26 protein-coding genes and 2 tRNA genes are annotated in these 22,570 nt (G+C 35.1%); 12 read left to right on the plus strand and 16 right to left on the minus strand.

What is annotated here, in order from left to right; genetic code table 11:
- Positions 1 to 342: transposase (locus BT156_RS11125; RefSeq protein WP_139255454.1), on the plus strand; the 342-nt coding region annotated here is incomplete at its 5' end.
- An 80-nt stretch (positions 343 to 422) separates the two neighbouring features.
- On the opposite strand, the gene BT156_RS11130 is transcribed toward BT156_RS11125, so the two are convergent.
- The 3 genes from BT156_RS11130 to BT156_RS11140 all read right to left on the minus strand — a co-directional run bounded on the left by BT156_RS11130 (position 423) and on the right by BT156_RS11140 (position 1,887).
- Positions 423 to 497: transfer RNA gene (locus tag BT156_RS11130), tRNA-Val, on the minus strand.
- Between the two features lie 28 nt (positions 498 to 525).
- A tRNA-Val gene (locus BT156_RS11135) sits at positions 526 to 600 on the minus strand.
- Between the two features lie 42 nt (positions 601 to 642).
- Positions 643 to 1,887 (minus strand): bifunctional folylpolyglutamate synthase/dihydrofolate synthase, encoded by a 1,245-nt coding sequence (locus BT156_RS11140; protein WP_072410110.1) that lies wholly within the window; start codon positions 1,885 to 1,887, stop codon positions 643 to 645.
- Between the two features lie 98 nt (positions 1,888 to 1,985).
- Here BT156_RS11140 and BT156_RS11145 point away from each other — a divergent pair, with 98 nt between their 5' ends.
- From BT156_RS11145 to BT156_RS11165, 5 genes are read left to right on the plus strand one after another with little or no spacing between them, the layout of a single operon-like run.
- Complete coding sequence (locus BT156_RS11145) at positions 1,986 to 3,299, plus strand: TolC family protein (protein ID WP_072410112.1); 1,314 nt, start codon at positions 1,986 to 1,988, stop codon at positions 3,297 to 3,299.
- Between the two features lies 1 nt (position 3,300).
- Positions 3,301 to 3,891: a SprT-like domain-containing protein gene (locus tag BT156_RS11150; protein WP_072410114.1), complete on the plus strand. Its 591-nt coding sequence runs from the start codon at positions 3,301 to 3,303 to the stop codon at positions 3,889 to 3,891.
- A 2-nt stretch (positions 3,892 to 3,893) separates the two neighbouring features.
- Positions 3,894 to 4,976 (plus strand): mannose-1-phosphate guanylyltransferase, encoded by a 1,083-nt coding sequence (locus BT156_RS11155; RefSeq protein ID WP_228430097.1) that lies wholly within the window; start codon positions 3,894 to 3,896, stop codon positions 4,974 to 4,976.
- A 32-nt stretch (positions 4,977 to 5,008) separates the two neighbouring features.
- Positions 5,009 to 5,671, plus strand: coding sequence for a hypothetical protein (locus BT156_RS11160; RefSeq protein ID WP_072410115.1), 663 nt, complete (start codon positions 5,009 to 5,011; stop codon positions 5,669 to 5,671).
- The gene (locus BT156_RS11165) at positions 5,640 to 6,173 is read left to right on the plus strand and encodes a GNAT family N-acetyltransferase (protein ID WP_072410117.1); all 534 of its coding nucleotides are present in this window, start codon (positions 5,640 to 5,642) and stop codon (positions 6,171 to 6,173) included. The genes BT156_RS11160 and BT156_RS11165 overlap by 32 nt, the downstream gene beginning before the upstream one ends.
- A 144-nt stretch (positions 6,174 to 6,317) precedes the next feature.
- Here the strand turns inward: BT156_RS11165 and bcp are convergent, their stop codons facing one another.
- Entirely contained in the window at positions 6,318 to 6,767 is a 450-nt protein-coding gene (bcp, locus tag BT156_RS11170; protein WP_072410119.1) for a thioredoxin-dependent thiol peroxidase, read from the minus strand.
- A gap of 33 nt (positions 6,768 to 6,800) precedes the next feature.
- Here bcp and BT156_RS11175 point away from each other — a divergent pair, with 33 nt between their 5' ends.
- Entirely contained in the window at positions 6,801 to 7,421 is a 621-nt protein-coding gene (locus BT156_RS11175; RefSeq protein ID WP_072410121.1) for an endonuclease III domain-containing protein, read from the plus strand.
- A gap of 46 nt (positions 7,422 to 7,467) precedes the next feature.
- On the opposite strand, the gene BT156_RS11180 is transcribed toward BT156_RS11175, so the two are convergent.
- Positions 7,468 to 7,914, minus strand: coding sequence for a DinB family protein (locus BT156_RS11180; RefSeq protein ID WP_072410123.1), 447 nt, complete (start codon positions 7,912 to 7,914; stop codon positions 7,468 to 7,470).
- A gap of 78 nt (positions 7,915 to 7,992) precedes the next feature.
- Positions 7,993 to 9,789: a DUF885 domain-containing protein gene (locus tag BT156_RS11185; RefSeq protein WP_072410125.1), complete on the minus strand. Its 1,797-nt coding sequence runs from the start codon at positions 9,787 to 9,789 to the stop codon at positions 7,993 to 7,995.
- A 171-nt stretch (positions 9,790 to 9,960) separates the two neighbouring features.
- Between BT156_RS11185 and BT156_RS11190 the strand changes: the two genes are divergently transcribed.
- From BT156_RS11190 to BT156_RS11205, 4 genes are all read left to right on the plus strand, one after another.
- On the plus strand, positions 9,961 to 10,422 hold the full coding sequence (locus BT156_RS11190; RefSeq protein WP_072410127.1) for a hypothetical protein: 462 nt from the start codon (positions 9,961 to 9,963) through the stop codon (positions 10,420 to 10,422).
- A 176-nt stretch (positions 10,423 to 10,598) separates the two neighbouring features.
- A complete protein-coding gene (locus tag BT156_RS11195) occupies positions 10,599 to 11,303 on the plus strand; it encodes a MotA/TolQ/ExbB proton channel family protein (RefSeq protein ID WP_072410129.1) in 705 nt (234 codons plus the stop codon).
- 10 nt (positions 11,304 to 11,313) lie between these two features.
- Complete coding sequence (locus BT156_RS11200) at positions 11,314 to 11,712, plus strand: ExbD/TolR family protein (RefSeq protein WP_072410131.1); 399 nt, start codon at positions 11,314 to 11,316, stop codon at positions 11,710 to 11,712.
- A 34-nt stretch (positions 11,713 to 11,746) separates the two neighbouring features.
- Positions 11,747 to 12,640 (plus strand): energy transducer TonB, encoded by an 894-nt coding sequence (locus tag BT156_RS11205; protein ID WP_072410133.1) that lies wholly within the window; start codon positions 11,747 to 11,749, stop codon positions 12,638 to 12,640.
- A 15-nt stretch (positions 12,641 to 12,655) separates the two neighbouring features.
- Here the strand turns inward: BT156_RS11205 and BT156_RS11210 are convergent, their stop codons facing one another.
- From BT156_RS11210 to BT156_RS11255, 10 genes are all read right to left on the minus strand, one after another.
- Positions 12,656 to 13,048, minus strand: a complete 393-nt coding sequence (locus tag BT156_RS11210) for a hypothetical protein (protein ID WP_072410134.1) — start codon at positions 13,046 to 13,048, stop codon at positions 12,656 to 12,658.
- Positions 13,045 to 13,608, minus strand: a complete 564-nt coding sequence (locus BT156_RS11215; RefSeq protein ID WP_072410136.1) for a hypothetical protein — start codon at positions 13,606 to 13,608, stop codon at positions 13,045 to 13,047. The genes BT156_RS11210 and BT156_RS11215 overlap by 4 nt, the downstream gene beginning before the upstream one ends.
- On the minus strand, positions 13,609 to 15,012 hold the full coding sequence (locus tag BT156_RS11220; protein WP_072410138.1) for a nucleoside recognition domain-containing protein: 1,404 nt from the start codon (positions 15,010 to 15,012) through the stop codon (positions 13,609 to 13,611).
- Positions 15,013 to 15,212: 200 nt separating this feature from the next.
- Positions 15,213 to 15,722, minus strand: a complete 510-nt coding sequence (locus BT156_RS11225; protein WP_072410140.1) for a DUF6973 domain-containing protein — start codon at positions 15,720 to 15,722, stop codon at positions 15,213 to 15,215.
- A 54-nt stretch (positions 15,723 to 15,776) separates the two neighbouring features.
- Positions 15,777 to 16,631 (minus strand): acetyl-CoA carboxylase, carboxyltransferase subunit beta, encoded by an 855-nt coding sequence (accD, locus tag BT156_RS11230; protein WP_072410142.1) that lies wholly within the window; start codon positions 16,629 to 16,631, stop codon positions 15,777 to 15,779.
- Between the two features lie 91 nt (positions 16,632 to 16,722).
- Positions 16,723 to 17,793: a class II fructose-bisphosphate aldolase gene (gene fbaA / locus BT156_RS11235; protein ID WP_072410144.1), complete on the minus strand. Its 1,071-nt coding sequence runs from the start codon at positions 17,791 to 17,793 to the stop codon at positions 16,723 to 16,725.
- Between the two features lie 70 nt (positions 17,794 to 17,863).
- Entirely contained in the window at positions 17,864 to 18,730 is an 867-nt protein-coding gene (locus BT156_RS11240; RefSeq protein ID WP_072410147.1) for an NAD kinase, read from the minus strand.
- A gap of 2 nt (positions 18,731 to 18,732) precedes the next feature.
- Positions 18,733 to 19,383: a CBS domain-containing protein gene (locus BT156_RS11245; RefSeq protein ID WP_072410149.1), complete on the minus strand. Its 651-nt coding sequence runs from the start codon at positions 19,381 to 19,383 to the stop codon at positions 18,733 to 18,735.
- 185 nt (positions 19,384 to 19,568) lie between these two features.
- The gene (locus tag BT156_RS11250) at positions 19,569 to 20,099 is read right to left on the minus strand and encodes an RNA methyltransferase (RefSeq protein WP_072410151.1); all 531 of its coding nucleotides are present in this window, start codon (positions 20,097 to 20,099) and stop codon (positions 19,569 to 19,571) included.
- Between the two features lie 304 nt (positions 20,100 to 20,403).
- Complete coding sequence (locus BT156_RS11255) at positions 20,404 to 21,285, minus strand: bestrophin family protein (protein WP_072410153.1); 882 nt, start codon at positions 21,283 to 21,285, stop codon at positions 20,404 to 20,406.
- Between the two features lie 225 nt (positions 21,286 to 21,510).
- Here BT156_RS11255 and BT156_RS11260 point away from each other — a divergent pair, with 225 nt between their 5' ends.
- On the plus strand, positions 21,511 to 22,383 hold the full coding sequence (locus BT156_RS11260) for a cupin-like domain-containing protein (RefSeq protein WP_072410155.1): 873 nt from the start codon (positions 21,511 to 21,513) through the stop codon (positions 22,381 to 22,383).
- The last annotated feature ends 187 nt before the right edge of the window (positions 22,384 to 22,570 follow it).

Raw genomic sequence — 22,570 nt, forward strand, 5'->3', positions numbered from 1 at the left:
CGAGCTGAAATCTTATTCTCGCAATATCCTGATTTAGAAAAAGCGTACAATTTATCTGATGGCCTGAGGAAAATTTACAATCAAAACATTCAAAAATCCGTTGCACTGTTGAAATTGGCACATTGGTTTAAAGAGGTGGAAGAATCAGGATTTAAAGCTTTCTCAGTGCTCAGAAAAACCATAATGAATCATTACAATGAGATTCTCAATTATTTTGAAAGAAGAAGCACGAATGCTTCCGCCGAGTCTTTCAATGCTAAAATAAAAAACTTCAGAGTACAATTAAGAGGCGTGCGGGATAAAGCATTTTTCCTCTTCAGGTTGTCTAAACTTTTTGCCTAGTCCCCAAGTTTTGGAAACCCCTGTAAATACTGAATAAAATGATATAACAAAAAAATCTCCCTTTAAAAAGAGAGATTTTGTGGGCCCTGAGGGATTCGAACCCCCGACCCTCTGGGTGTAAACCAGATGCTCTGAACCAACTGAGCTAAGAGCCCTAATTTTTTAAAGGTGTAGGAACCTTTGTGGGCGATGAGGGATTCGAACCCCCGACCCTCTGGGTGTAAACCAGATGCTCTGAACCAACTGAGCTAATCGCCCTCTGTAACGTTATTACCGTTTAGAGTGGTGCAAATATACGACTTATTCGGAAAACTCCAAATTTTTTTCTAAAAATTCTCCAACAACAAAGTTACTTCCGCCAATAAAAATCATTTCTTCATTTGTAGATTGTTGTTTTGCAGATAAATACGCCTCTTGTACAGAATCGAAAATTTTATAAAAAATTTTTGCATTTATCAGCAGATCTTCATAATCTTTCGGATGTCTGCCCCTGTGGATAGACGGTTTTGCAAAATAAAACTCAGAGTTTTCAGGTAATAAACTCATCACTTCATCGATCTTTTTATCAACAACAAAACCTAAAATAACGTGTTTATGTTTGTCGATTGAATTCAGCTGAGCAAAAACCTGCTCCAATCCTGCCTGATTATGTCCGGTATCACAAATTGTCAATGGTTTTTGAGAGAATTCAAACCAACGACCGATGAATCCGGTGTTTTTATGGACGTTTAATAATCCGTTTTCAATATTTTGATCGGAGATATTCACGTTGAGTTTTCTTAATTCTTCAATTAATGCTAGAACAACCTTTATATTTTTTTCCTGATAATTTCCCCTTAAGTCGGATTTTAAATCAGTTTTTAATAGCGTAGCATCAACAAATAAAGCATTTTCTTTAATTGATTTTTCTTTAATAATATTTTTTACGACCTCATTTTCGTCACCAAAAATAATTGGAGTGTTGTTTTTAATGATTCCTGCCTTTTCAAATGCAATTTGTTCAATCGTATCACCTAAAATATTTTGATGGTCTAGTTGTACATTTGTAATAGCAGAAACCAAAGGTTTAATAATATTGGTAGAATCTAATCTTCCGCCCAAACCAACTTCAATAATGGCAAAATCTACCTGCTGCTGATAAAAATATTCAAAAGCCATAATCGTAGTAAATTCAAAAAAAGAAGGGAGGATATCTTCAGGAAGACCTTTCAGTTTTTGGATGAAATTGAATACAAACCCTTTGTCACAGTTCCTTCCATTCACTTTTATACGTTCCGTAAAATCAATAAGATGAGGTGAGTTGTATAAGCCCACTTGATAACCTGCATCCTGAAGAACTGAAGCCAGCATATTGCTGGAAGAACCTTTTCCGTTGGTTCCGCCGATATGGATGCATTTTATTTTTTTCTGAGGGTTGTCAAAAAATTCACAAAGTTTAGTGATATTATCTAGACCGGGCTTGTAAGCTTTTTCTCCATCGATCTGATAATTAGGTGCTTGTATGAAAAGCCAGTCAACGGCTTCTTGATATTGTTCAGTTGTCATGATGCAAAATTCTCAAAAGTTTGATAAAAATAAAACATTAATTTTTTTTATCTGTAACTTTTTTAAATTTGATTCGTCTAATATGATAAAATCAGAATATGAAAAAAGTTTGGATTATTGTTTTGGGATTAACAAGCATGGGCTTAAGCGCTCAGAAAAGATGGTCCTTAAGAGAATGCGTAGACTATGCCGTAGAGCATAATCTTCAGGTGATCCAAAATGAATATTCAAAGCAAATTCAGGATTCTAATTTAAAAATAGCTAAAAAGAACTATTTGCCGTCTGTTTCTGCGAGCGTGGGAAATACGGTGAGTTTTGGTCAGGCTTCGTTGGGGACGGGAAGTATCAGGAACGACAGATTTAGTAATAATGCTAATCTTAGTGCCGATATTTTGGTTTACAACAACGGAAGATTAGAAAAAACGGTTCGTAAGACGGAATTTGATGTTGAAGCAAGCCAGTATGACATTGAAACCATCAAAAATGATATTTCTCTGCAAATCGCTCAGCAGTATTTAACGACTTTGTTGAACAAAGAAATCGTGAAAATTTCACAGGCAGCGGTAGAAAATGCTCAAAAACAAGCCGACAGAGCAAAAATCACAACTCAGGTTGGAACGACGGCTCAAACGATATTGGCGGAAGCTGATGCTGGCTTGGCAAGAGAAAAGCAAAACCTTAAAACTGCTGAAATTAATGTTGGAAGAAGTTTATTTGCACTGGCTCAGCTTTTACAGTTAAATGAGTATAAAGATTTTGATGTGGAAGATGTAAGTGTTTCAGATCAGCTGTCTCCGCAATTGAAATCTGTAGATGAGGTTTTGACGACAGCTTATGAAAATCAGCCTCAGGTGAAAGCCGCGGAAAGCCGAATTAAATCCGCCGTAGCTCAGACAGAAGTAACTAAGACAGCATTTTGGCCGACAATAACGGCGAGCGCAGGGATTGGAAGTTTTTACAATAATCTCTTAAATGCACAGGATGAAAGAGTTTTCTTCCCGCAGTATAAAGACAATTTTGGGCAAAATGCAGGAATTTCTATCAATATTCCGATTTTTAATAAAGGAATTACTAAACTTCAGGTTGAGCAGTCAAAAATTAATGAAAGCATTGCTAAAACGACCTTAGAACAGCAAAAACAGACCGTAAGACAAAATGTTCAGAAGGCGCAATTTGATGTTGATGCCAACTATGAAATATATTTAGCTTCTGTAGAAGCCGAGAAAAGTACAAAATTAGCTTTAGATTTCGCAGACAAGAGTTATGTTGCAGGAAGAACAACGATCTACGATGTGAATGTTGCAAGAAATAATTATGCAAACGCGCAAGGTTCTGTGGCTCAGGCTAAATTTAACTATCTTTTCAGTCTTAAATTATTGAATTTCTATGCAGGAATTCCACTAAGTTTGTAAAATGTCTATTCAATCATTAGAAAAATATTTACCGCCAAATACGCTTCAATATTTAAAACATTGGTTTTTAGATTATTATATTCATATTAAAATTACACGAAACAGGAATTCTAAACTGGGAGATTACAGAAAGCTTCCGGACAATTCTCATGAAATTACGATAAATTCTACGCTTCCTCCACAGCTTTTTTTCTTTGTTCTGACTCATGAATTGGCTCATTTAATAGCATTTGAAAAATATGGAAGAAGAATCTCTCCACACGGAAATGAGTGGAAAGAAACATTTCGATTAATGCTTCTTGAAAGTATCGAGGTGTATGAGGAAGAATTAAGACCAATTATCACAAAATTTTCGAGGTCTCCAAAGGCAAATTTCATGGCTAGTCCCGATTTGGTTAAATATTTTCACATTGAAAAACAAGATGATACCCTTCAATTTATTGAAGAGCTTCAAAAAGGAGACTATTTCATCTATCGAAATGAAAAGTATTTTTTAGAAGGTCTGATTAAAAAAAACTATCTTTGTAAGAACCTGGCTACTGGGAGGAAGTATTCTTTCAAGCCTTTGGCGAGGGTAGAAAAATGTAGTTAAACATGTCAAATTCAGATAAATACTGTGTGATAATGGCTGGAGGAATCGGTAGCCGATTCTGGCCGCTGAGCACTCAGAAATTTCCAAAACAATTTCAGGATATTTTAGGAACCGGGCGTACGATGATTCAGCAGACGTACGACAGGATTAAAAAAATGATCCCCAATGAGAATATATTTGTCATTACGAATAAAGAGTACGTGGCTCTCTCTCATCAGCAATTACCGGAAGTTCCGGAAGAAAACATTGTAGGTGAGCCTTTGATAAAAAATACGGCAGCATGTAATCTTTACATGGCTAATAAAATTTCTGAGATCAATCCTAATGCTACAATGATCGTCTTACCGGCAGATCATTTGATTCTGAAAGAAGATATTTTCCTTGAAAAAGTGGAGGTAGCTTTTGATCTTGCTTCTAAGCACGACTATCTTGTGACGTTGGGAATTACACCTACCAGACCTGATACAGGTTACGGCTACATACAATTTGTAGATAAAAAAGAATCAGAATATTTCAAAGTAAAAACATTTACGGAAAAGCCTATTTTAGAACTTGCACAAAGCTTTATGGAAAGTGGAGATTTCCTTTGGAATGCAGGGATTTTTATCTGGAATGTAAAAACTATTCATCACGCTTTTGAAATGTACCTTCCTGAGATGACACAGCATTTTATGGCTTGTGAATACAATGCAGACAGTGAAAAAAGCTGTATTGAAATTATTTATCCGAAAGTTCAGAAAATTTCTATTGATAACGGAATTTTAGAAAAAGCCAAAAATGTTTATGTAATTCCTTCTGACCTTGGTTGGAGCGATTTGGGAACATGGACATCCGTTTATGAAAATGCTGAAAAAGACGAGAATGAAAACGCAGTAAAGCAAAGACATATTCTGACCTACAACACAGAAGGAAACATCATTCACGTAAAAAACAGCAATAAAGCAGTTGTTATTGACGGATTGAAAGACTTTATCGTTGTAGATACAGAGAAAGTTTTACTGATTTGCCCAAGAGATCATGATCAGCTGATAAAAGATTACGTTCTTGATCTTAAAAATTTGAAGAAAGGAGAAAAATTCATTTAAAAAATGGCATAATTTCTGCCACGTTTTGAATTATGATAAAAAATACATCCAGATTTATTTTGTTGATTTTCTTTCTTTTAGGTGCGCTTGCGTATGCTCAGGAAAAGAAAAAATTTAGCAGTATTCCTAATATTTTAAAAGGGATGATACCAAACGGGAAAATAGATTTTTGGGTGTTGGTTTATAATACCTATGCAAAAGATCAGGAGATCAGTATTGCCGGCTCTAAGCAGGATTATACGCCTCAATTTTCAGGATTTGATCTTTTCCCTGATGAGGACAGCTTTTATTATATTGCCTATTCTTCTGGTGGAAAGATGAATTATGTTACTGATCTTAATGGCTTAAAATCATTTATAGGAACAGTTGATAATATTCAGGAAGCTGCCATTGCAGCAACGATTGAAGGGTATATTGTAGATGAAGAATTCAAAGATGTAGCAGGGAATTATTATGAAGATGGTTCTAACTACTATTTGGATCTCGGAAAATTGACTTCACAAGAATGTCCCTACCAGAAAAAACATTATACATTAACGATAAATAAGTCTACAGGAGCCATTACCAATGTAAAAGACAACGGAGCTTATATTGAACTTTACAATAAGAAATGTGCGAATAATCCAAGGCTTATGAAAATCGAAAAGAAAGAAGAACCCAAAGATGAGCCTAAAAAACCAGCCAAGCGAAAATAACGTCTACGAAACAGAAAGACTCATTATTCGTCCAATGTCAGTGGATGACAGAGAGTTTATTTTTGAATTGTACAACACACCAAAATTCATAAAATATATCGGAGACCGCCATATTAAGACAGTTGAGGATGCTGAAAACTACATCAAAAACAGATTTCTTCCGCAAATTGAAAAACTAGGTTTCGGAAATTATTTGGTTGTAACTAAAGATAAAAATGAGAAGATCGGTGGAGTAGGAATTTTCGAAAGAGAAGGCCTGGACATCGTAGATATCGGATTTTCTCTGTTAGAAGAATTTGAAGGCAAAGGGTATGCATATGAAGCAGCTCAAAAAGTAAAATCCATCGGAATGGATGATTTTGGTTTAAAAAAGATCTCTGCCATAACCTCAAAAGACAATTTTTCTTCCCAAAAATTAATCGAAAAATTAGGATTAAAATTCAAAAATCATGTCACTCTTCCCCATGAAGATGAAGAGTTGATGTATTACGAAACGGAATAATTTCCCATTATGTTTGTCATTCTGACGAAGGAAGAATCTAAACTTAATGTTCTTAACCTATAAAATAATTTTGATGGTTAAGGGTTTGATTTTCAATGAAATTCAGGCTGTGTTTCTTCGTTAGAATGACAAGCTAATGTATATTTACCCTTCCAAGATCTGCTCAGCCGCCGTTTTAGAAGTCACTTTTTCAATTACTCTTTCACAAACACCTTTTTCGTCAAAAATAAATGTCGTTCTTACAATTCCCATGTAGGTTTTTCCGAACGTTTTCTTTTCCTGCCAAACTCCGAATTTTTCAATGATATCACGATTTTCATCCGCTATCAGATCATAAGGAAAGGCAAATTTGTTATGAAAGTTCTTCTGTTTTTTCACAGAATCTCCACTTATTCCCAATAACTGAAATCCAGCTTTTTCTAATTGAGAATAATTATCACTCAGATTACAAGCTTCTACCGTACAGGTTGGAGTATTAGCTTGAGGATAAAAGAAGATTACTAATTTTTTTCCAATTAATTTTGATGAGGTTACCATTTCTCCATCTTGATTTGTTCCTTCAAATTCTGGTAATTTGTCTCCAACTTTCAGCATAATGATTTAATTTTGTTCAAATTTAATGGTTAAATGACAAAAAAGCAAAGAGCCGAGCTTGTGCAACTCGAATTAGAGAAATTATATCCTGAAGTTCCTATTCCGTTGGATCACAAAGATCCGTATACATTGATGGTTGCGGTGGCACTTTCTGCGCAGACGACCGACAAAAAAGTAAATCAGGTGACGCCTCAGTTATTTGCAGTTGCAGATACGCCTGAAAAGATGGCAAAATTGGAGGTTTCTGAAATTAAAGAATTGATCAAAGAAATAGGATTATCCAATACCAAAGCTAAAAACCTAAAGAAAATGGCAGAAGTATTGGTGGAAAAACATAACAGTATTGTTCCGCAAACTTATCAGGAGTTAGAAGAGTTGGCTGGAGTTGGTCACAAAACTGCTTCCGTAGTAATGAGCCAAGGCTTTGGATTTCCCGCTTTTCCTGTCGATACACACATTCACAGACTGATGACGCAATGGAAGCTGACTTCCGGGAAAAACGTCGTAGAAACGGAACGAGACGCAAAAAATATTTGGAAGGAAGAAGTTTGGAATAAACTCCATCTTCAAATCATTTTCTACGGAAGAGAATATTCTCCTGCAAGAGGTAAAGGCGAGAAGGATTTTATTACGAAGATGATGTTCGATAAATAAAAAAACAACCTCAAAAAAGGTTGTTTTTACTATTGAAAATATGTTTTTAATTATCCAGTAATCTTCTGTGATAATTGATCTGCCCCAAATGATAACTCAAATGCCCAAACAAATGGATCAGAAAATATTCGGTTGTCATTTTATATCCTAAAGCTTCAGTAGGATATTCTTTTTCCAGATCATTTACACTAAGCTGATCGAGTGTTTTGATGACAATATCTAATGTTCCTTCAACTTTTTCGAGTAACTCGGTACGTGGAATATCTTTTAACGAAAACTCAAGTTCCCTGTTTCTCACATAACCGGAATTTCCTAGTATTGCTCCAACAAAATGATTAAGATTTCCAACCAAGTGAAGACAAAGATTTCCAGCCGAATTGGCAATGTTTTCATCTGTTTTCCACATTGAAGCTTCGTTTTGATAAGCTTCAATTTCTGTTTTTAATTTATTGAGATCTCTTGTGTAAAGAGATTTTAGACTTTCTGTGATCATTTTGATGATATTTAATTGAGTGGATTTTCTGTTAAAAAAAGGCGCAGCAATTAAAGGCTCCGCCTAAATTATAATTCTTTACTTCTGCTTCTTCGCCCAAAGCTCCATTTTTCTGTTCAAAACATCCAAAGGAAGGCAACCCTGGCTCAACACTTCATCATGGAATTTTGCCAGACTAAATTTATTTCCAAGCTGTTTTTGATATTGATCTCTCAATTCGCGGATTCTTAACGAACCTATTTTATATCCTAAAGCCTGTCCAGGCATTGCCATGTATCTCTCAACTTCGGCAGCTGCGCCTGCTTCATCATAAGAAATATTGCTTAGGAAATATTTGATAGCTTCTTCTCTAGACATTTTTCCGGTGTGAATTCCGGTGTCAACAACCAATCTTACGGCTCTCAACATTTGGTCGCTTAAATAACCCATTTTCTGATAAGGATCCGTATACAATCCGAATTCCGGACCTAGAGTTTCGCAATAATGCGCCCAGCCTTCACCGTAAGCTCCAAACCATCCGAACCTCATGAACTTTGGTAATTTCGTGTTTTCCTGTTGCAGAGAAACCTGATAATGGTGTCCAGGAATAGCTTCATGTAAGAAAAGCGATTCCATTCCAGATGTTACATTGAACTTGGAAGGATCAGGAAGCGGAACATAAAAAATTCCCGGTCTTTTTCCATCTGGCGTTCCCTGGATATATTCTGCGCTTGCACTAGCTTCTCTGAATTTTTCAGTCTGTCTGATCTCAAATTTTGTTTTCGGGGTTACACTGAACATGGTTTTCAGTTTTGGAGTAATTTTAGCTAAAATCCCGTTAAATCCGGCTAAAACTTCCTTAGAAGTCTTGTAAGGCATCGCTTTTGGATCAGTTTTTACAAAATTGATGAATTCTTCTAACGTTCCTGAAAAGCCAACCTGTTGTTTTACTTTTTCCATTTCGGCACGAAGCATGGCAACTTGTTGAAGTCCTATTTTATTAATTTCTTCCGGAGATTTATTGGTTGTCGTCCAGCTTTTTACATAATAAGCATAGATGTCGCTTCCTTTCGGCAGGCTGTTGTAACCGTCTGTGTCTCTTCCTTTTGGCAGGTATTCTGTTTCTAAGAATTTGGCCATTTTAGTGTAAGCAGGAATTATTTTTTTAGAAATAGCTTCCTGATATAATTTTGTCAATTTATCCTTTTGAGCCTGAGTGAAATCTTTCGGAAATTTTTCAATAGGTCCGTAGAAAATATTCTTTTCAAAATCAGGAGTGACGATTTCTTCAGCTTTCATCTGAGGAATCATCTTTACGATTAGTTTTTTAGGCAAAACCACTTTATTATTGATTCCTTCTTTGAAATTTTCAATCGCGGCATCCATCCATAAAGGGAATTTTTCCATTCTTTTTAACCAGTCTTCGTAATCTTTTTCGGTTTTAAAGGGCTGACTTCCTTCTCCGCTTCCGTACAAAGGAAAATTTAATGGCAATCCTCCAAATTGGGTAAAAGGAATATATTCAGGATGATAAGCATAGGCTTCAATTTTATCTTTTAAAGTATAATCCAAAACGTCATACACCACTTTATCGTCATCAGAAAGACTCTTGTAATCTACCTGATCCAATTGTTTCTGAACAGAATTGTAAAAAGCTACTTCCCCGGAAATGAAGTCTTTATCGATGTTTATCGGAAGCTGATCATTATATCTGAGATCTCCCTGCGATGTAGCATCCAACGGATACAACTTTAGATATTGCTCGTAATAATTTGAAGCAATGGAATCTATGTTTGTCGGAGTCACTTTCGTTAAAGGAGAATCGGATTTTTTACATGAAATTAAGCTTACTGCTAAGCCTAAACCTAAAATGCTTTTCGATAAAATGTTTTTCATTTTCAGAATCTTTATGAAAACAAAAGTAAGTATTATTGAAATAAACCGATTATTAATAAACGGGATTTTTAGAAAAATAATTTTCAAAAAATTTTCCGCTTTCAATCTATTTTTTATCTTTGCTGAAAACGTTTAACAATCATATTTATTACAGCTCTTTTTTAAGAAATAATGAAAGGGATTTTAAAAATTTACCATCCGGAGGAAACGCTAACATACAATATTAGAAATACTTATTGCAAGGCGGTTTACAGTAACCAAGAACATTTTCTTGAGGTTGAAATAATCACGGATGACAGCTTAGATCATGTAGACGATGATTCTTTACACTACAATTTTCCACAGCTTTCGCTGAATATTTTCGATTTTCCTATCGAGACAGCGGAAATAGAAGGAAAAACCATTCAAATCAATGATTCTGAAGAGGAAACCTATACAGAAGTAGATCTTTTTGACGATGAAGATGCTTTTATCTATGATAATGAGCTTCAATTCGAAAAAAACGAAGAAGACGTGCTTCAGGTGATTTGGAAAGGAAATATTGATGATTTCTACACAGGATCCGGCAAACCGATTCCTTTTAGGCTCAAATGCGAATTTAAACAAGATGAGATTGTGGTAGACGAAGATTAATTTAATCTTCTCTTCAATAGTTTTATAATCGAATTTCTTTTCAAATGCTTTTTGGAGAGAAATTTGCTGTTGATAAAAAATAACAAAATTTAAGGTGTTTTTAAGCATTTTTTAAGACATCAATTCATAATATTCAACTACTTTTGTCGTTAAAACCTTTATAAATACTAATATTAATGCTGCTAACGGAACTTACTCAGATTTTATTTGCACAAATAACTGCACCTGCAGTTGCAACAGACGATTTAGAATTTTCATTTTGGAAGATCATGTTCCATGGTGGAGCTTTCGCCAAAATAGTAATGTTTACCGTGTTGGCACTTGGCGTGTTTTCGGTATATCTGTTTTTTGAACGTTTTTTCTTTATTAAAAGGCTGACTTCAAAAACGGATGCCAATTTCATGGATAACATTGAAGATTTTATTAAAGAAGGCAAAATAGAATCTGCTGCAGATTACTGTAAAAGACAAAACTCTCCTGAAGGAAGGATTCTAGAAAAGGGAATCTCAAGATTGGGACGTCCGGTTTCCGACATTGTAAGCGCAATGGAATCTCAGGCGCAGGTAGAAGTAGCGAATATGGAGAAAAACCTTAACCTTTTGGCGGTTGTACCGAGTATTGCACCGATGTTAGGGCTTTTGGGAACGGTTATCGGGATGATCATTGCTTTCTTTAATCTATCGCATGCATCAGGATCTTTCTCTCCGAAAACTTTGTCTGAAGGTATTTACACGGCGTTGGGACAGACTGCGGTTGGTCTTGCGGTGGCAATTCCGGCTAACTTTTTCTACAATATTCTTTTAACAAGAATTGATAAATTTGTATTGAAAGCACAGAATATGTCCGGCGAATTTTTAGATCTTATCAATAAACCTTTATAAATCTTTCCAGATGAAAATTCAGAGAAGAAATAAAGCGAATCCCGAATTCAGTTTGGCAGCGATGACCGATGTTATCTTGCTGATGTTGATATTCTTTATGATTACTTCATCGGCAGCCAATCAAAGCGCTATTGAGGTGAATCTGCCGAAAGCGGGAGCAGTAGAAGATAATATTCCGAATCCTTTGGTGGTAAGTATTAAACCGGACGGAACTTATTTTGTGGATGATAGTCCTGTAACGAAAGATCAATTGGAATCAGTGATTGTCAGTAAATTAACTGATCAAGCCAATAAATCTTTTACCATTCGTGCAGACGAAAATACAATGCATAAAGATGTTGTTTTTGTAATGGAAATTGCTGAAAAGAATAAATTCAATATTGCCATTGCGACGGTTAAAGATAAATAATAACTCCGAAAATATCGGGAAGGATCATTTTAAGATGAGAAGTTATACAGTGAACAAAGACAAGCAAAACAGAGATAGGATAAAGAGTGCGATACTTTCTATCCTTATTTGGTCTGCAATCCTGCTTTTTGTTTTTCTATATAAATTAAAGCCAGAGCTGGATAAAAAGCCAGATGAAGTTGTTACCACAATGCTCGTCAACTTTGGAGACAACAGAAACGGGAAAGGCATTGAGGAACCTGCTGAACAGGAGGGAAGTTTAGCCGCTGCGACAGAAGAAGTTACTCCGGAACCTGTTGAGGCTGCTGTTCCTGAAACCAAAACTATAGTGAAGTCAGAGCCTGCACCAGAACCTAAGAAAGTTGAAGTGAAGGAAAAGGTTATTACAGGAAAAAATTCAAAAATGACTGTTCCTCCTAAAGAAAAGGAAGAATCAAAAAAGACAGATAAAAAAACGGCTACCAGCACTTCTGCTTCTAAAAATACTAAAAAAGCAGGCGCCACAACAGCCAACTCCAAAACTGGAAATGGCGACGGAAAAGGAAATGCCGCCATCGGAAATTTAATTAAAGGAAGAGGGACTAAAGCCGGAAACCAGGGAACTGGGGAAGGAATCGGAAACGCAGGAGATCCTTTAGGCGGTGACGGAAATGGCGACAGTAAAGTCGGAATCGACAGAAAATTAATCGGATACATTCCAGGAACAATGGGAAGAGGCGGTGCACAACCTAGTAATAGCTGTACGGCAAGTGGAACAATCACAATTGCTTATACTGTAGATAAAGCCGGAAATGTAGTCTCTGCAAGACGTTCAGGCGGAACGTCAGATTCTTGTATTTCTTCTACAGCGGTGTCTTGGGTTAAGAAATATGTAAAAGCCGAAAAAGCAAGTACATCCTCTACCGGAACATATAAAATTACATTCTAAAAATACAAAAGCACTTTATTCAAGTGCTTTTTTTATTTCGCTGATTCTGTTGATAACGGGAAGGGCAAAAATTCCGCTGGTTTGAAGATATAATTCGTAGAATGTTTTTGCTTTGTCTAAAAAGTCATTGTTTTTTTGTCCTCTGCCTGTAAAATAGAAAAGATTCCCCAGCATTTCGTAATAATCTTTATGATCTCTTTCCTGTCTTTCGTTAACGATTTCTATGATTTCTTCTTTTGATTTTGCAGAAAGTGTTGTAAAATCAAACTTGAAAATATCTCTCATTAAAGTCTCGAAATCTAATTCTTTCTGCATTAAGCTTTCCTCAGGTTTATCTAAAATCAGTTTTTCTAATGCTTGAGTTAACTGACGTATTAGTCGTAAGGTGAATTCTTTATCTGTGATCATTTCTTTTTATTTAAATTGTTTATGTGTGCAAATTTAATAGAATCATAATATTTTGAATGTTCAATAGGATTATTAAACATCCTTAAATTAATAGAATTAAAAAAGTCGAGATAATTTTTTATGTGTGCACGTGGAGGTTTACTGCTTTTAATATTATTGCATTCAAAACAAACAGAAATATAATTAATGACTTTTTTATCTTTAAGGAAAATAATATTATGTCTGGGGTAGAAGCAATCAGTAAAAATAACAGATGTGAAAGGATTTTTATTTTCCCTTCCGCTTAAAATATCATTAAGATGTTTTATTTGAGAAAGGTTTAATGTTTTGCTGATTGTATCTTTAAACTTTTTTACATTTAATTCTTTATCAAAATCTCCATCATAATAATCCATAGGATTTACACTGGCAAAAGCAATAACTTCATCATATTTGAAATTAATATAATCTTTTAAATTTTTATTTTGAACGAAATTACTTTTTACAGATTTACTTACATTGTCCTGTTTACAACTGACAATGAATAAACAAAAAAGTGTAATGTAAAATATTCTAACCATTTACGCAAAAAACAAATAAGCCAACGCAATCGCAGTAATAACACCTACTAAATCGGCCAAAAGCATAGCAATTACCGTGTATCTCGTATTCTTCACGGCTACTGCTCCAAAATAAACAGCAATCACATAAAAGGTCGTATCTGAGCTTCCTTGAAGAACCGCCGCCAATTTCCCTTGGAAACTATCGGCTCCGAAAGTTGACATGGTATCAACCATCATTCCACGGGCTCCCGAACCGGATAAAGGTTTGATTAATGCAGTTGGAAGTCCGTCAACAAAACGAGGATCGAAATTAGCAGTGTACGCCACCCACTTCATTCCGTCAATGATTACATCAAAAACTCCTGAAGTTCTCAGAAGAGAAATTGCGATTAACATTCCAACTAAATAAGGAATGATTTTCACACAGGTCGTAAAACCTTCTTTTGCGCCTTCAATAAAAGCATCAAAAACATTGATTTTTTTATAAAGAGCACCAAGAACGATTCCCAAGAAAATAAAGAGAATCAATCCGTTGCTTAATACTTTACTAAAGGTATCTAATTCATCTTTGCTTAATTGAACCAGGTATACAACCAAAAGTCCAATAATCGCGGAAATTCCGCCTACATAAGCGATAACTACGGGACGAAGAAGATTGATTTTTTGATATAAAGAAACAATGATCATGGCCGCTAACGTCGCTGCAAATGTGGCAATCATACACGGAAGAAAAATATCCGTTGGAGTTTTAGACCCCATCGAAGCTCTGATAGCGATGATAGAAACCGGAATTAAGGTCATTCCTCCTGCATGAAGGCACAAAAACATAATCTGAGAATTGCTCGCGGTATCTTTATTTGGATTTAAAGTTTGCAGACTTTCCATTGCTTTTAAACCAAATGGTGTTGCAGCATTATCCAACCCTAAAAGATTAGCACTGAAATTCATCAGCATATGTCCAAAAGCAGGATGGTTTTTCGGTATTTCTGGGAATAATTTTGAAAAGAAAGGTTGAATTAATCGACTTAAAAGATTGATTCCGCCTGCTTTTTCTGCGATACTCATGAATCCCATAAATAAGGTCATAATTCCTATCAGACCGATGCAGATCTTCACCGCGGTTTCAGAAGTTCCGATAACGCCATCTGATTCCTGAACACGATATACTTTTACATCTTGTTTAAGAGAATCTGTCTTGTAATGGATTCTGCTGTCGGCAAAATCAGTTTTTTTCATCAAACTGTCTCGTACGGTAGGAGAGAGCGTATTCATTTTCTGAGTTGCTATCTGCACCGTATCACCACCTTTTCCAACAACCATATCATTGAAAATGGTTTTGTAATGACTTGATGACATATACTTTATGCTTGCAATAGCAATGGCAACGATAATAAAAGCCGACCAAATTCTGCTGAGAACCATTTGATTAAATTAAAATTTGAGAAAAGATAATAAATTTAATGTAAAGTCAAAAAATATTCTTTGTAAGCTCAATTGATTTTTTAGGAATATGTATTGAGATGCTTCGACTCCGCTCAGCATGACATATCTAATACTAACCGCTTTTTCAGCAGTAATTTTGTAGCGATGTCATGCTGAGCGGAGTCGAAGCATCTGTAATTTTATTCATTTAAATAAACTAAGTGTCCCGCAAAATCATCATCCAGGTTTTTCAGAACTTTTGCATCTTTCATTTTATCAATTAAAGCATCAGTGAAAAATCCTTTTTCAAAAAACTGACGGTGAATTCCGGGCAACAATTCCATGAAGTAATCCATTCCAATCTTGTTGTTGTGAAGATCCATTTTGGTTTCCAAAGGTTTGTTTGGAAATAATTCTTCGTGCATATCGGTTATTCTTTTACAGAAATCCAATGCTTTTTCTGGTGAAGAAATCTTACTGCAGTACATCAGAATGAAAGCGCTCCAAAGGGCGTGTCTGAAAGCATTACCTATCCCATTGTTGGATGCTGTTTCGGGAAAGCGTTTCTGAGCGATAGTGAAAGCCTGTATGGTGGCATAAAAGCTGAATAAAGAAAAAAGAGGATGGGGGAGAACAAGCGATAAAAGACGACAAATCTTTTTAAAGCTCATGGCTCGGATGGTATTGAAAAATATGTTAAAAGTCCTCATAAATAAAAATCTCTCCCCAATTAGAGAGAGATTGTATTGTATTTGTTACAAATTTTAAGCATGTACGGCTAATAAATTTACTGTTTTAGCTACAGCTTCCTTAATTTCAGTTCTTTTTACGATGAAATCAACGAATCCTTTTTCCTGCAAGAATTCAGAAGTCTGGAAACCTTCCGGTAAATCTCTACCGATGGTCTCACGGATAACTCTTGGTCCTGCAAAGCCGATCAAAGCTTTAGGTTCAGCCATAATGATGTCTGCAGTCATTGCGAAAGAAGCTGTAATTCCTCCAAAAGTAGGATCGCAAAGGTATGCGATGTATAAAAGTCCTGCTTCTGAAAGCTGAGCCAATTTAGCCTGTACTTTAGCCAACTGCATCAATGAATAAGTTGCTTCCTGCATTCTCGCTCCTCCTGACTGACAAATGATCATGTAAGGAAGTTTGTTGACGATACAGTAATCAATTGCTCTTCTGATCTTTTCACCCATTACAGAACCTAATGATCCTCCGATAAAAGCAAAATCCATACAAGAAACTACCATTTTAGTTCCGTTTACAGTTCCTACACCATTTCTGATGGAATCTGTAAGCTTTGTTTTAGCTTTTACCTCTTTTAAGCGGTCTGCGTAAGGCTTTGTATCTTTGAAGTTCAGGATGTCAATACTTTCAACATTAGCATCTAGTTCAGTGAATTTACCTTCGTCAAAAAGTATTTCAAAAAATTCTGCACTTCCTATTCTTACATGAAATCCGTCTTCAGGAGAAACATAATTGTTTTTCTTCAGTTCATCATGTTCTACTACTTTTCCTGACGGAGTTTGGTGCCAAAGACCTTTGGGAACATCCTTTTTTTCATCAGTAGAGGTCGTAATGTTTTTTGCTTTTCTTTTAAACCAGTCGAATGCCATATCTATATAATTGATGTATGATAAAAGATAAAAGATGATGAAAGCGGTTTAAAAATCACTTATCATTCATCTTTTATCTTTTATTTATAATTTATTTAAGCGTATTTACGTTATTTAAGTCTTCAAACGCTTTAACCAGTCTTGTAGAGAAAGTTTCTTCACCTTTTCTTACCCAAGCTCTTGGGTCATAGAATTTTTTGTTAGGTTTTTCTTCTCCTTCAGGGTTTCCGATTTGAGCTCTCAGATAATCGATATTGTTAACCATATAATCTCTGATTCCTTCTGTGTAAGCGAATTGAAGATCTGTATCGATGTTCATCTTGATCACACCGTAATCGATAGCTTCTCTGATCTCTTCTAAAGTAGATCCAGAACCTCCGTGGAATACAAAATTCACAGGTTTTTTACCCGTTCCGAACTTCTCTTCAACGAATTTCTGAGAGTTGTCAAGGATTTTTGGTGTAAGAACCACGTTTCCTGGTTTGTAAACTCCGTGCACGTTACCGAATGCTGCTGCAATCGTAAAGTTATCAGAAACAGCTTTTAATTTTTCGTAAGTATAAGCGATATCCTCAGGCTGAGTATATAATTTAGAATTGTCTACATCAGAATTGTCTACACCATCTTCTTCACCTCCTGTAACTCCGATTTCAACTTCTAAAGTCATCTGCATTTTAGCCATTCTTTCGAAATACTTAACAGAGATCTCTAAGTTTTCTTCTAAAGATTCTTCAGAAAGATCCAGCATATGAGAAGAGTAAAGAGATTTTCCTGTTTGCTTGTAAAATTCTTCACTAGCATCCAATAATCCGTCGATCCAAGGCAATAATTTCTTTGCACAGTGGTCTGTATGTAAAATTACAGTTGCTCCGTAAGCTTCTGCAAGCGTGTGAATATGTCTCGCTCCGGCAATAGATCCTAAAATAGCAGCCTTCTGACCGTCATTGCTTAATCCTTTTCCTGCGTTAAAAGCAGCTCCACCGTTAGAAAACTGAATAATAACAGGAGAGTTTAATTTTGCTGCAGTTTCCATAACAGCATTTACATTACTAGAACCAATTACGTTTACTGCTGGTAATGCATATTTGTTTTCTTTAGCATGCTGAAAAATATCAGTAACTAATTGACCTGTGGCAACTCCTGCCGGGAAAATTCTGCTCATGTTTTACTTTTTATATAAATTATTAGGTGTTTCTAAAATTCCTGTAAAGGTAAGAATTTTTGATAAATTGTTAATTTCTTTTGTCGCGCCCCCAAAGTAGTTTCTGGCGGATGGTTTCATAGAAGCTCAGATCATTCGGCTGTACCAGAAGTATCTGGAAACTTGCCTTTTTAATAATGATTTCTTTATCTGTTTCTATATGGATTAATCTTGAATCTAAAGAAAGTGAATATTGAGGTACTCGGCTTTCTACTCTGAATTTGATTTCAACCCTGTCATTTACAACTAAAGGTCTCACATTCAGATTGTGAGGAGCGATAGGAGTGATGACAAAGTTTTCGTTATTGGGAGAAATGATCGGTCCGCCACAGCTTAAAGAATAGGCGGTAGAACCTGTCGGGGTAGAAACAATGACACCGTCTCCCCAAAATACATTTAAAAATTCATCATTAATATATGAATCAACCGTAATCATGGATGTTGTTTCTTTTCTGGAAACAGTAACATCATTTAAAGCATACGGAAAAAAATCATCTGATCTTGGTGAAACGACCTCGATTACTGCACGGCGGCTTGTTTTTACATCACCTTTCAAGATAGCATCCAATTCTTTGAAGGCTTCTTCTTTGGTAAAACTTGCCAAAAATCCTAATCTTCCGGTGTTTACACCTACAATAGGGATTTCAAGATCTTCAATAAAAGTTAAAGAGTTTACGATCGTACCATCTCCACCGAAAGTGAAGAAAAGATCAACTTCTTTATCGATAAGATCCTGTTTATTATTAAAGGTCTCAAAAATTTTTGAAAACTGAAGCGCTTCCGCCATTTCCTCGTACAAAACAGACTTTACGCCTCTGCTTTCAAGTTCTGAAACAAATTTGCTTAAATATAAAAAAGTATCAAGATCTTTTTTCTGAGAATATATGGCTGCCTTCATGTTTAAATTTCTATGAATTTTTGTAAAAACCCGAATCTGTCTTTAAACAGATCTGATTTTTCGTCAGAATAGAATTTTTCTACAATTCTATAGTCGTAACGGTCAAAAGTTGCGTCTATCGAGCTCAGATTTTCATTGCTGATCTTTATGGTCACATGAATCACTTCATCGGACATAAAACTGATGAATCCACCATAAAATTTAGAGTTGTTGCTCTCAATAATATTGGCAATTTCTGTCATTGAATATTTTCTGGCAGGGGTTTCAATCGTAAGGATAGCTCCGAGTTCCGAAAACAGCGGGTATTTAGACAAATCCTGGAAAATGTCTTCACAGCTGATATATCCCAAATACTTTTCACTTTTATTGATAACCGGAATGATGTTGGCATTGAAAGTATAAAACAGACGAATGCTGTCCATAATATTATTATCCTCAAGAATGGCAAAACGCTCAATCTGATGTTCCAGATCTTTCAGGGTTCCTTCTTCTTCATAAAGGAAATCCTGAGCAATTGCTCCGTAAAAGTGATGGGATTTTTTAACGAAAACATGGGAATATCCAAAGTCCTCTAACATGTCTCTTGCTGATTCTATTGAGTCAGTCAGGCTAAAACACGGGAAATCTTTTGAGATATAGTCCTTGATAAACATTGTGCTAATTTATAAAAAATTAAACGAAACTTTTTCTGAAAACCTATATTTTTTTTAGGAAAAATAAAAAAACTAATTTTAAAATTTGTTCGCGACGAAAAAAAAAGTATCTTTGTCGCCTTTCATTTTTACTTTTTATTAGATTTATTTCAAACTGCACTGTCTTTTAGACACATGCAGTTTTTTTATTTTAGGGCTTTTGTGAACTCCCACATGACGATTCCGCCACATACGCTTACATTTAAAGAATGCTTGGTTCCCAACTGGGGAATTTCTAAAAATGTATCAATATTTTCTAATGCTTCATCGCTTATGCCTTCCACTTCATTTCCTAGAATTAAAGCATATTTCTTCGTTTTATCAATCGTAAAATCTGTAATCATCTGGCTGTTTGAGGTTTGCTCGATGCCGATAATTTCAAATCCTTTGCTCTTAAGATCGCTAATTGCATTGTTAATATCACTTTCATAGCTCCAGTCAACGCTTTCCGTTGCACCCAATGCTGCTTTGTGAATTTCACGGTGGGGCGGTTGTGGAGTGATCCCGCACAGAATAATTTTTTCAATTAAAAAAGCATCTGCCGTTCTGAAGGTAGCACCCACGTTGTGCATACTTCTGATATTATCTAAAATAATGATCAAAGGAATCTTCTCAACTTTCTTGAATGTTTCTACATCTATTCTGTTAAGTTCTTCCAGTTTTAATTTGTGTACCAATGTATTATTTTGTTGAAATTAATTTTCTGTCTTTATAAATTTTCTTCTTCTCGATAATAAACTCGTATCTGTTTCTATTATCATCTACGAACTTCATTTCTCTTTGGATTTTGCTTACCAGATAAGGTGGTTTCCAATGACTATCTTGGTGATAATTGAGTTCTTATCTTTAGTAAGAAGTTTACTTTAGTCCTCTAATTTATCAAATTTATCATTAAAAAAGGTATTTATAGCTTCAGAATGTGAATTAAAGGCTAATCTAAACTCACTATAATTAAAGATTACTCTCCTTGAAGCTCGTTTTTTATTTTTTCAAGCCCATGATTTGATGAACATTTTTTTCAATATTCTGGGCTAAAGTTTCCATCGGAATATCATTTTCATCATTATTAAAAGGATCTTCAATTTCTTCTGCAATCATTTCCAGACTCATCAAAACATAATAAACAAAAACGGTCAACGGAACCATGAAAAGCCCAATATTAATGACATAAGCAATCGGCAGGGCAAAGACATAAAGAATAATAAATTTCTTGATAAACGATGAATAAGAATAAGGAATTGGAGTGTTTTTAATTCTTTCGCAACCTCCGCAAACATCAAGAAAGCCGGAAAGTTGTGTGTCTAAATACAGCATTTCAACGTCTGATATTTTTCCTTCTTTTTTTAACTGACCTAATTTATGCGTTAAAAGAATGACAATTTCACTTGGCCCGTGATGTTTCAAAGATTTTTCGATTTCAGAATAATCTTCATCCAAAGCTAATCTCGTGGATTCCTTAGAAAGATGCTTGGCTAAAAAGTGAGGATAGAACTTTAAATATCTGGCAATTTGTTCAGCGTCTTTTCTGTCATCAATTAATATGTTATTGATTTTTACTGCGAAATTTCGGGTATCATTTACCAATTTCCCCCAAAGCTTTCTTCCTTCCCACCATCTGTCGTACGCTGTATTTGTCCTGAAAACCAATAATAAAGAAAGTACAAAGCCTAATAAAGAATGAATCATTCCCACATTACTGACTCCCGATTTTGAAGTAAGGTGAAAATATTCCACTTCTAAATATTGAATTCCCCACGAGTATAGCCCTACCAAAATCATACTAGGAAAAAGGATTTTCAATGTATCCCTTTTATGTAAACTGAAAAGGATTTTAAGGAAATGTTTGGTGTTGTAGGCTCTCATAAATTAGGTTAGTCTTACAAAGATAAAATTTTCGCTTCATTATCCTTTTACGGGAAACTTAAAATTAATTTAAAAAAAATGAGAATTTAATCTCTTACAGAATACGCAGGTTTCCATGGGTTTTAAAAGTGTTTTCAAACATTTGTGCAAATTTGTGCAATCTGCGGGAGAAATATAAATTTCAAAAAAACACTATTTTTATTTCGCATTAAATCAAGAAACAAAATGATTCTCAAACACGTAGATGTTGTCAACGATATCAGTAAGGAAGATTTTCAGAAAAATTATTTCAAAAAGCATAAACCTCTCTTAATTAAAAATTTTGCGAGCCGTTGGGATGCTTTCGACAAATGGAATTTCGATTTTATCCGCGAAAAAGCAGGTGAACAGGATGTTCCGCTGTATGATAATAAACCGGCAGATGCTTCCAAAAGTACAGACGCTCCCGTCACACACATGAAAATGAAGGATTATATCGATACCATAAAAAGTAAACCTTCAGATCTGCGTATTTTCTTCTACATTATCACCGACAGACTTCCTGAATTGTTGAAAAACTTCACGTATCCGGATTTGGGAATAAAGTTTTTTAAAAGACTTCCGACTTTATTTTTTGGTGGGAGTGATGCTCATGTTTTGATGCATTATGATGTAGACCTTGGTGATTTTCTTCATATTCATTTCGAAGGAAAGAAGAGAATCTTATTATTTGATCAAAAGCAATCTCCTTTTTTATATAAAGTTCCGCTATCGGTTCATACAATCTATGATGTAGATTATGAAAACCCAGATTATGAAAAATTTCCGGCTTTGAAATATGCAAAAGGCTTTGAAATCTTCATGGAACATGGCGATGCACTTTTTATTCCGGGAGCATTTTGGCATTTCAACAGATATTTGGAACCCGGATTTTCAATGTCGCTTCGGGCGCTTCCTAATAAACCGAAAGTTTTTGCGAATATGCTGTATCATGTTTTCATTATGAGATATACGGATAAGATTTTGCGAAAGCTTTTTAAAGAAAAATGGGTGAATTATAAGCAGAAATGGGCGTATGAAAAAAGTACGGAAGCGTTGGCTAAAAATTTAAATAAATAGATTTTTTAACGCAAAGATTTATGTAAATAAAGTTATAACTTTGAGTGAGCAAAGATGAAATCAACAAAAAAGTTGATTTTTATGAAGCTAAAACTCCAGCTTCGCGAAACAAATTTATTTGTCTTTGCCTTCTTAAATGAAATGTGCTCAAATAGACCTTTGCGTTTAAATCTCAAATAACAAAACC

Origin of the sequence: Chryseobacterium limigenitum (assembly GCF_900114875.1) — a bacterium.
GTDB lineage: Bacteria > Bacteroidota > Bacteroidia > Flavobacteriales > Weeksellaceae > Chryseobacterium > Chryseobacterium limigenitum.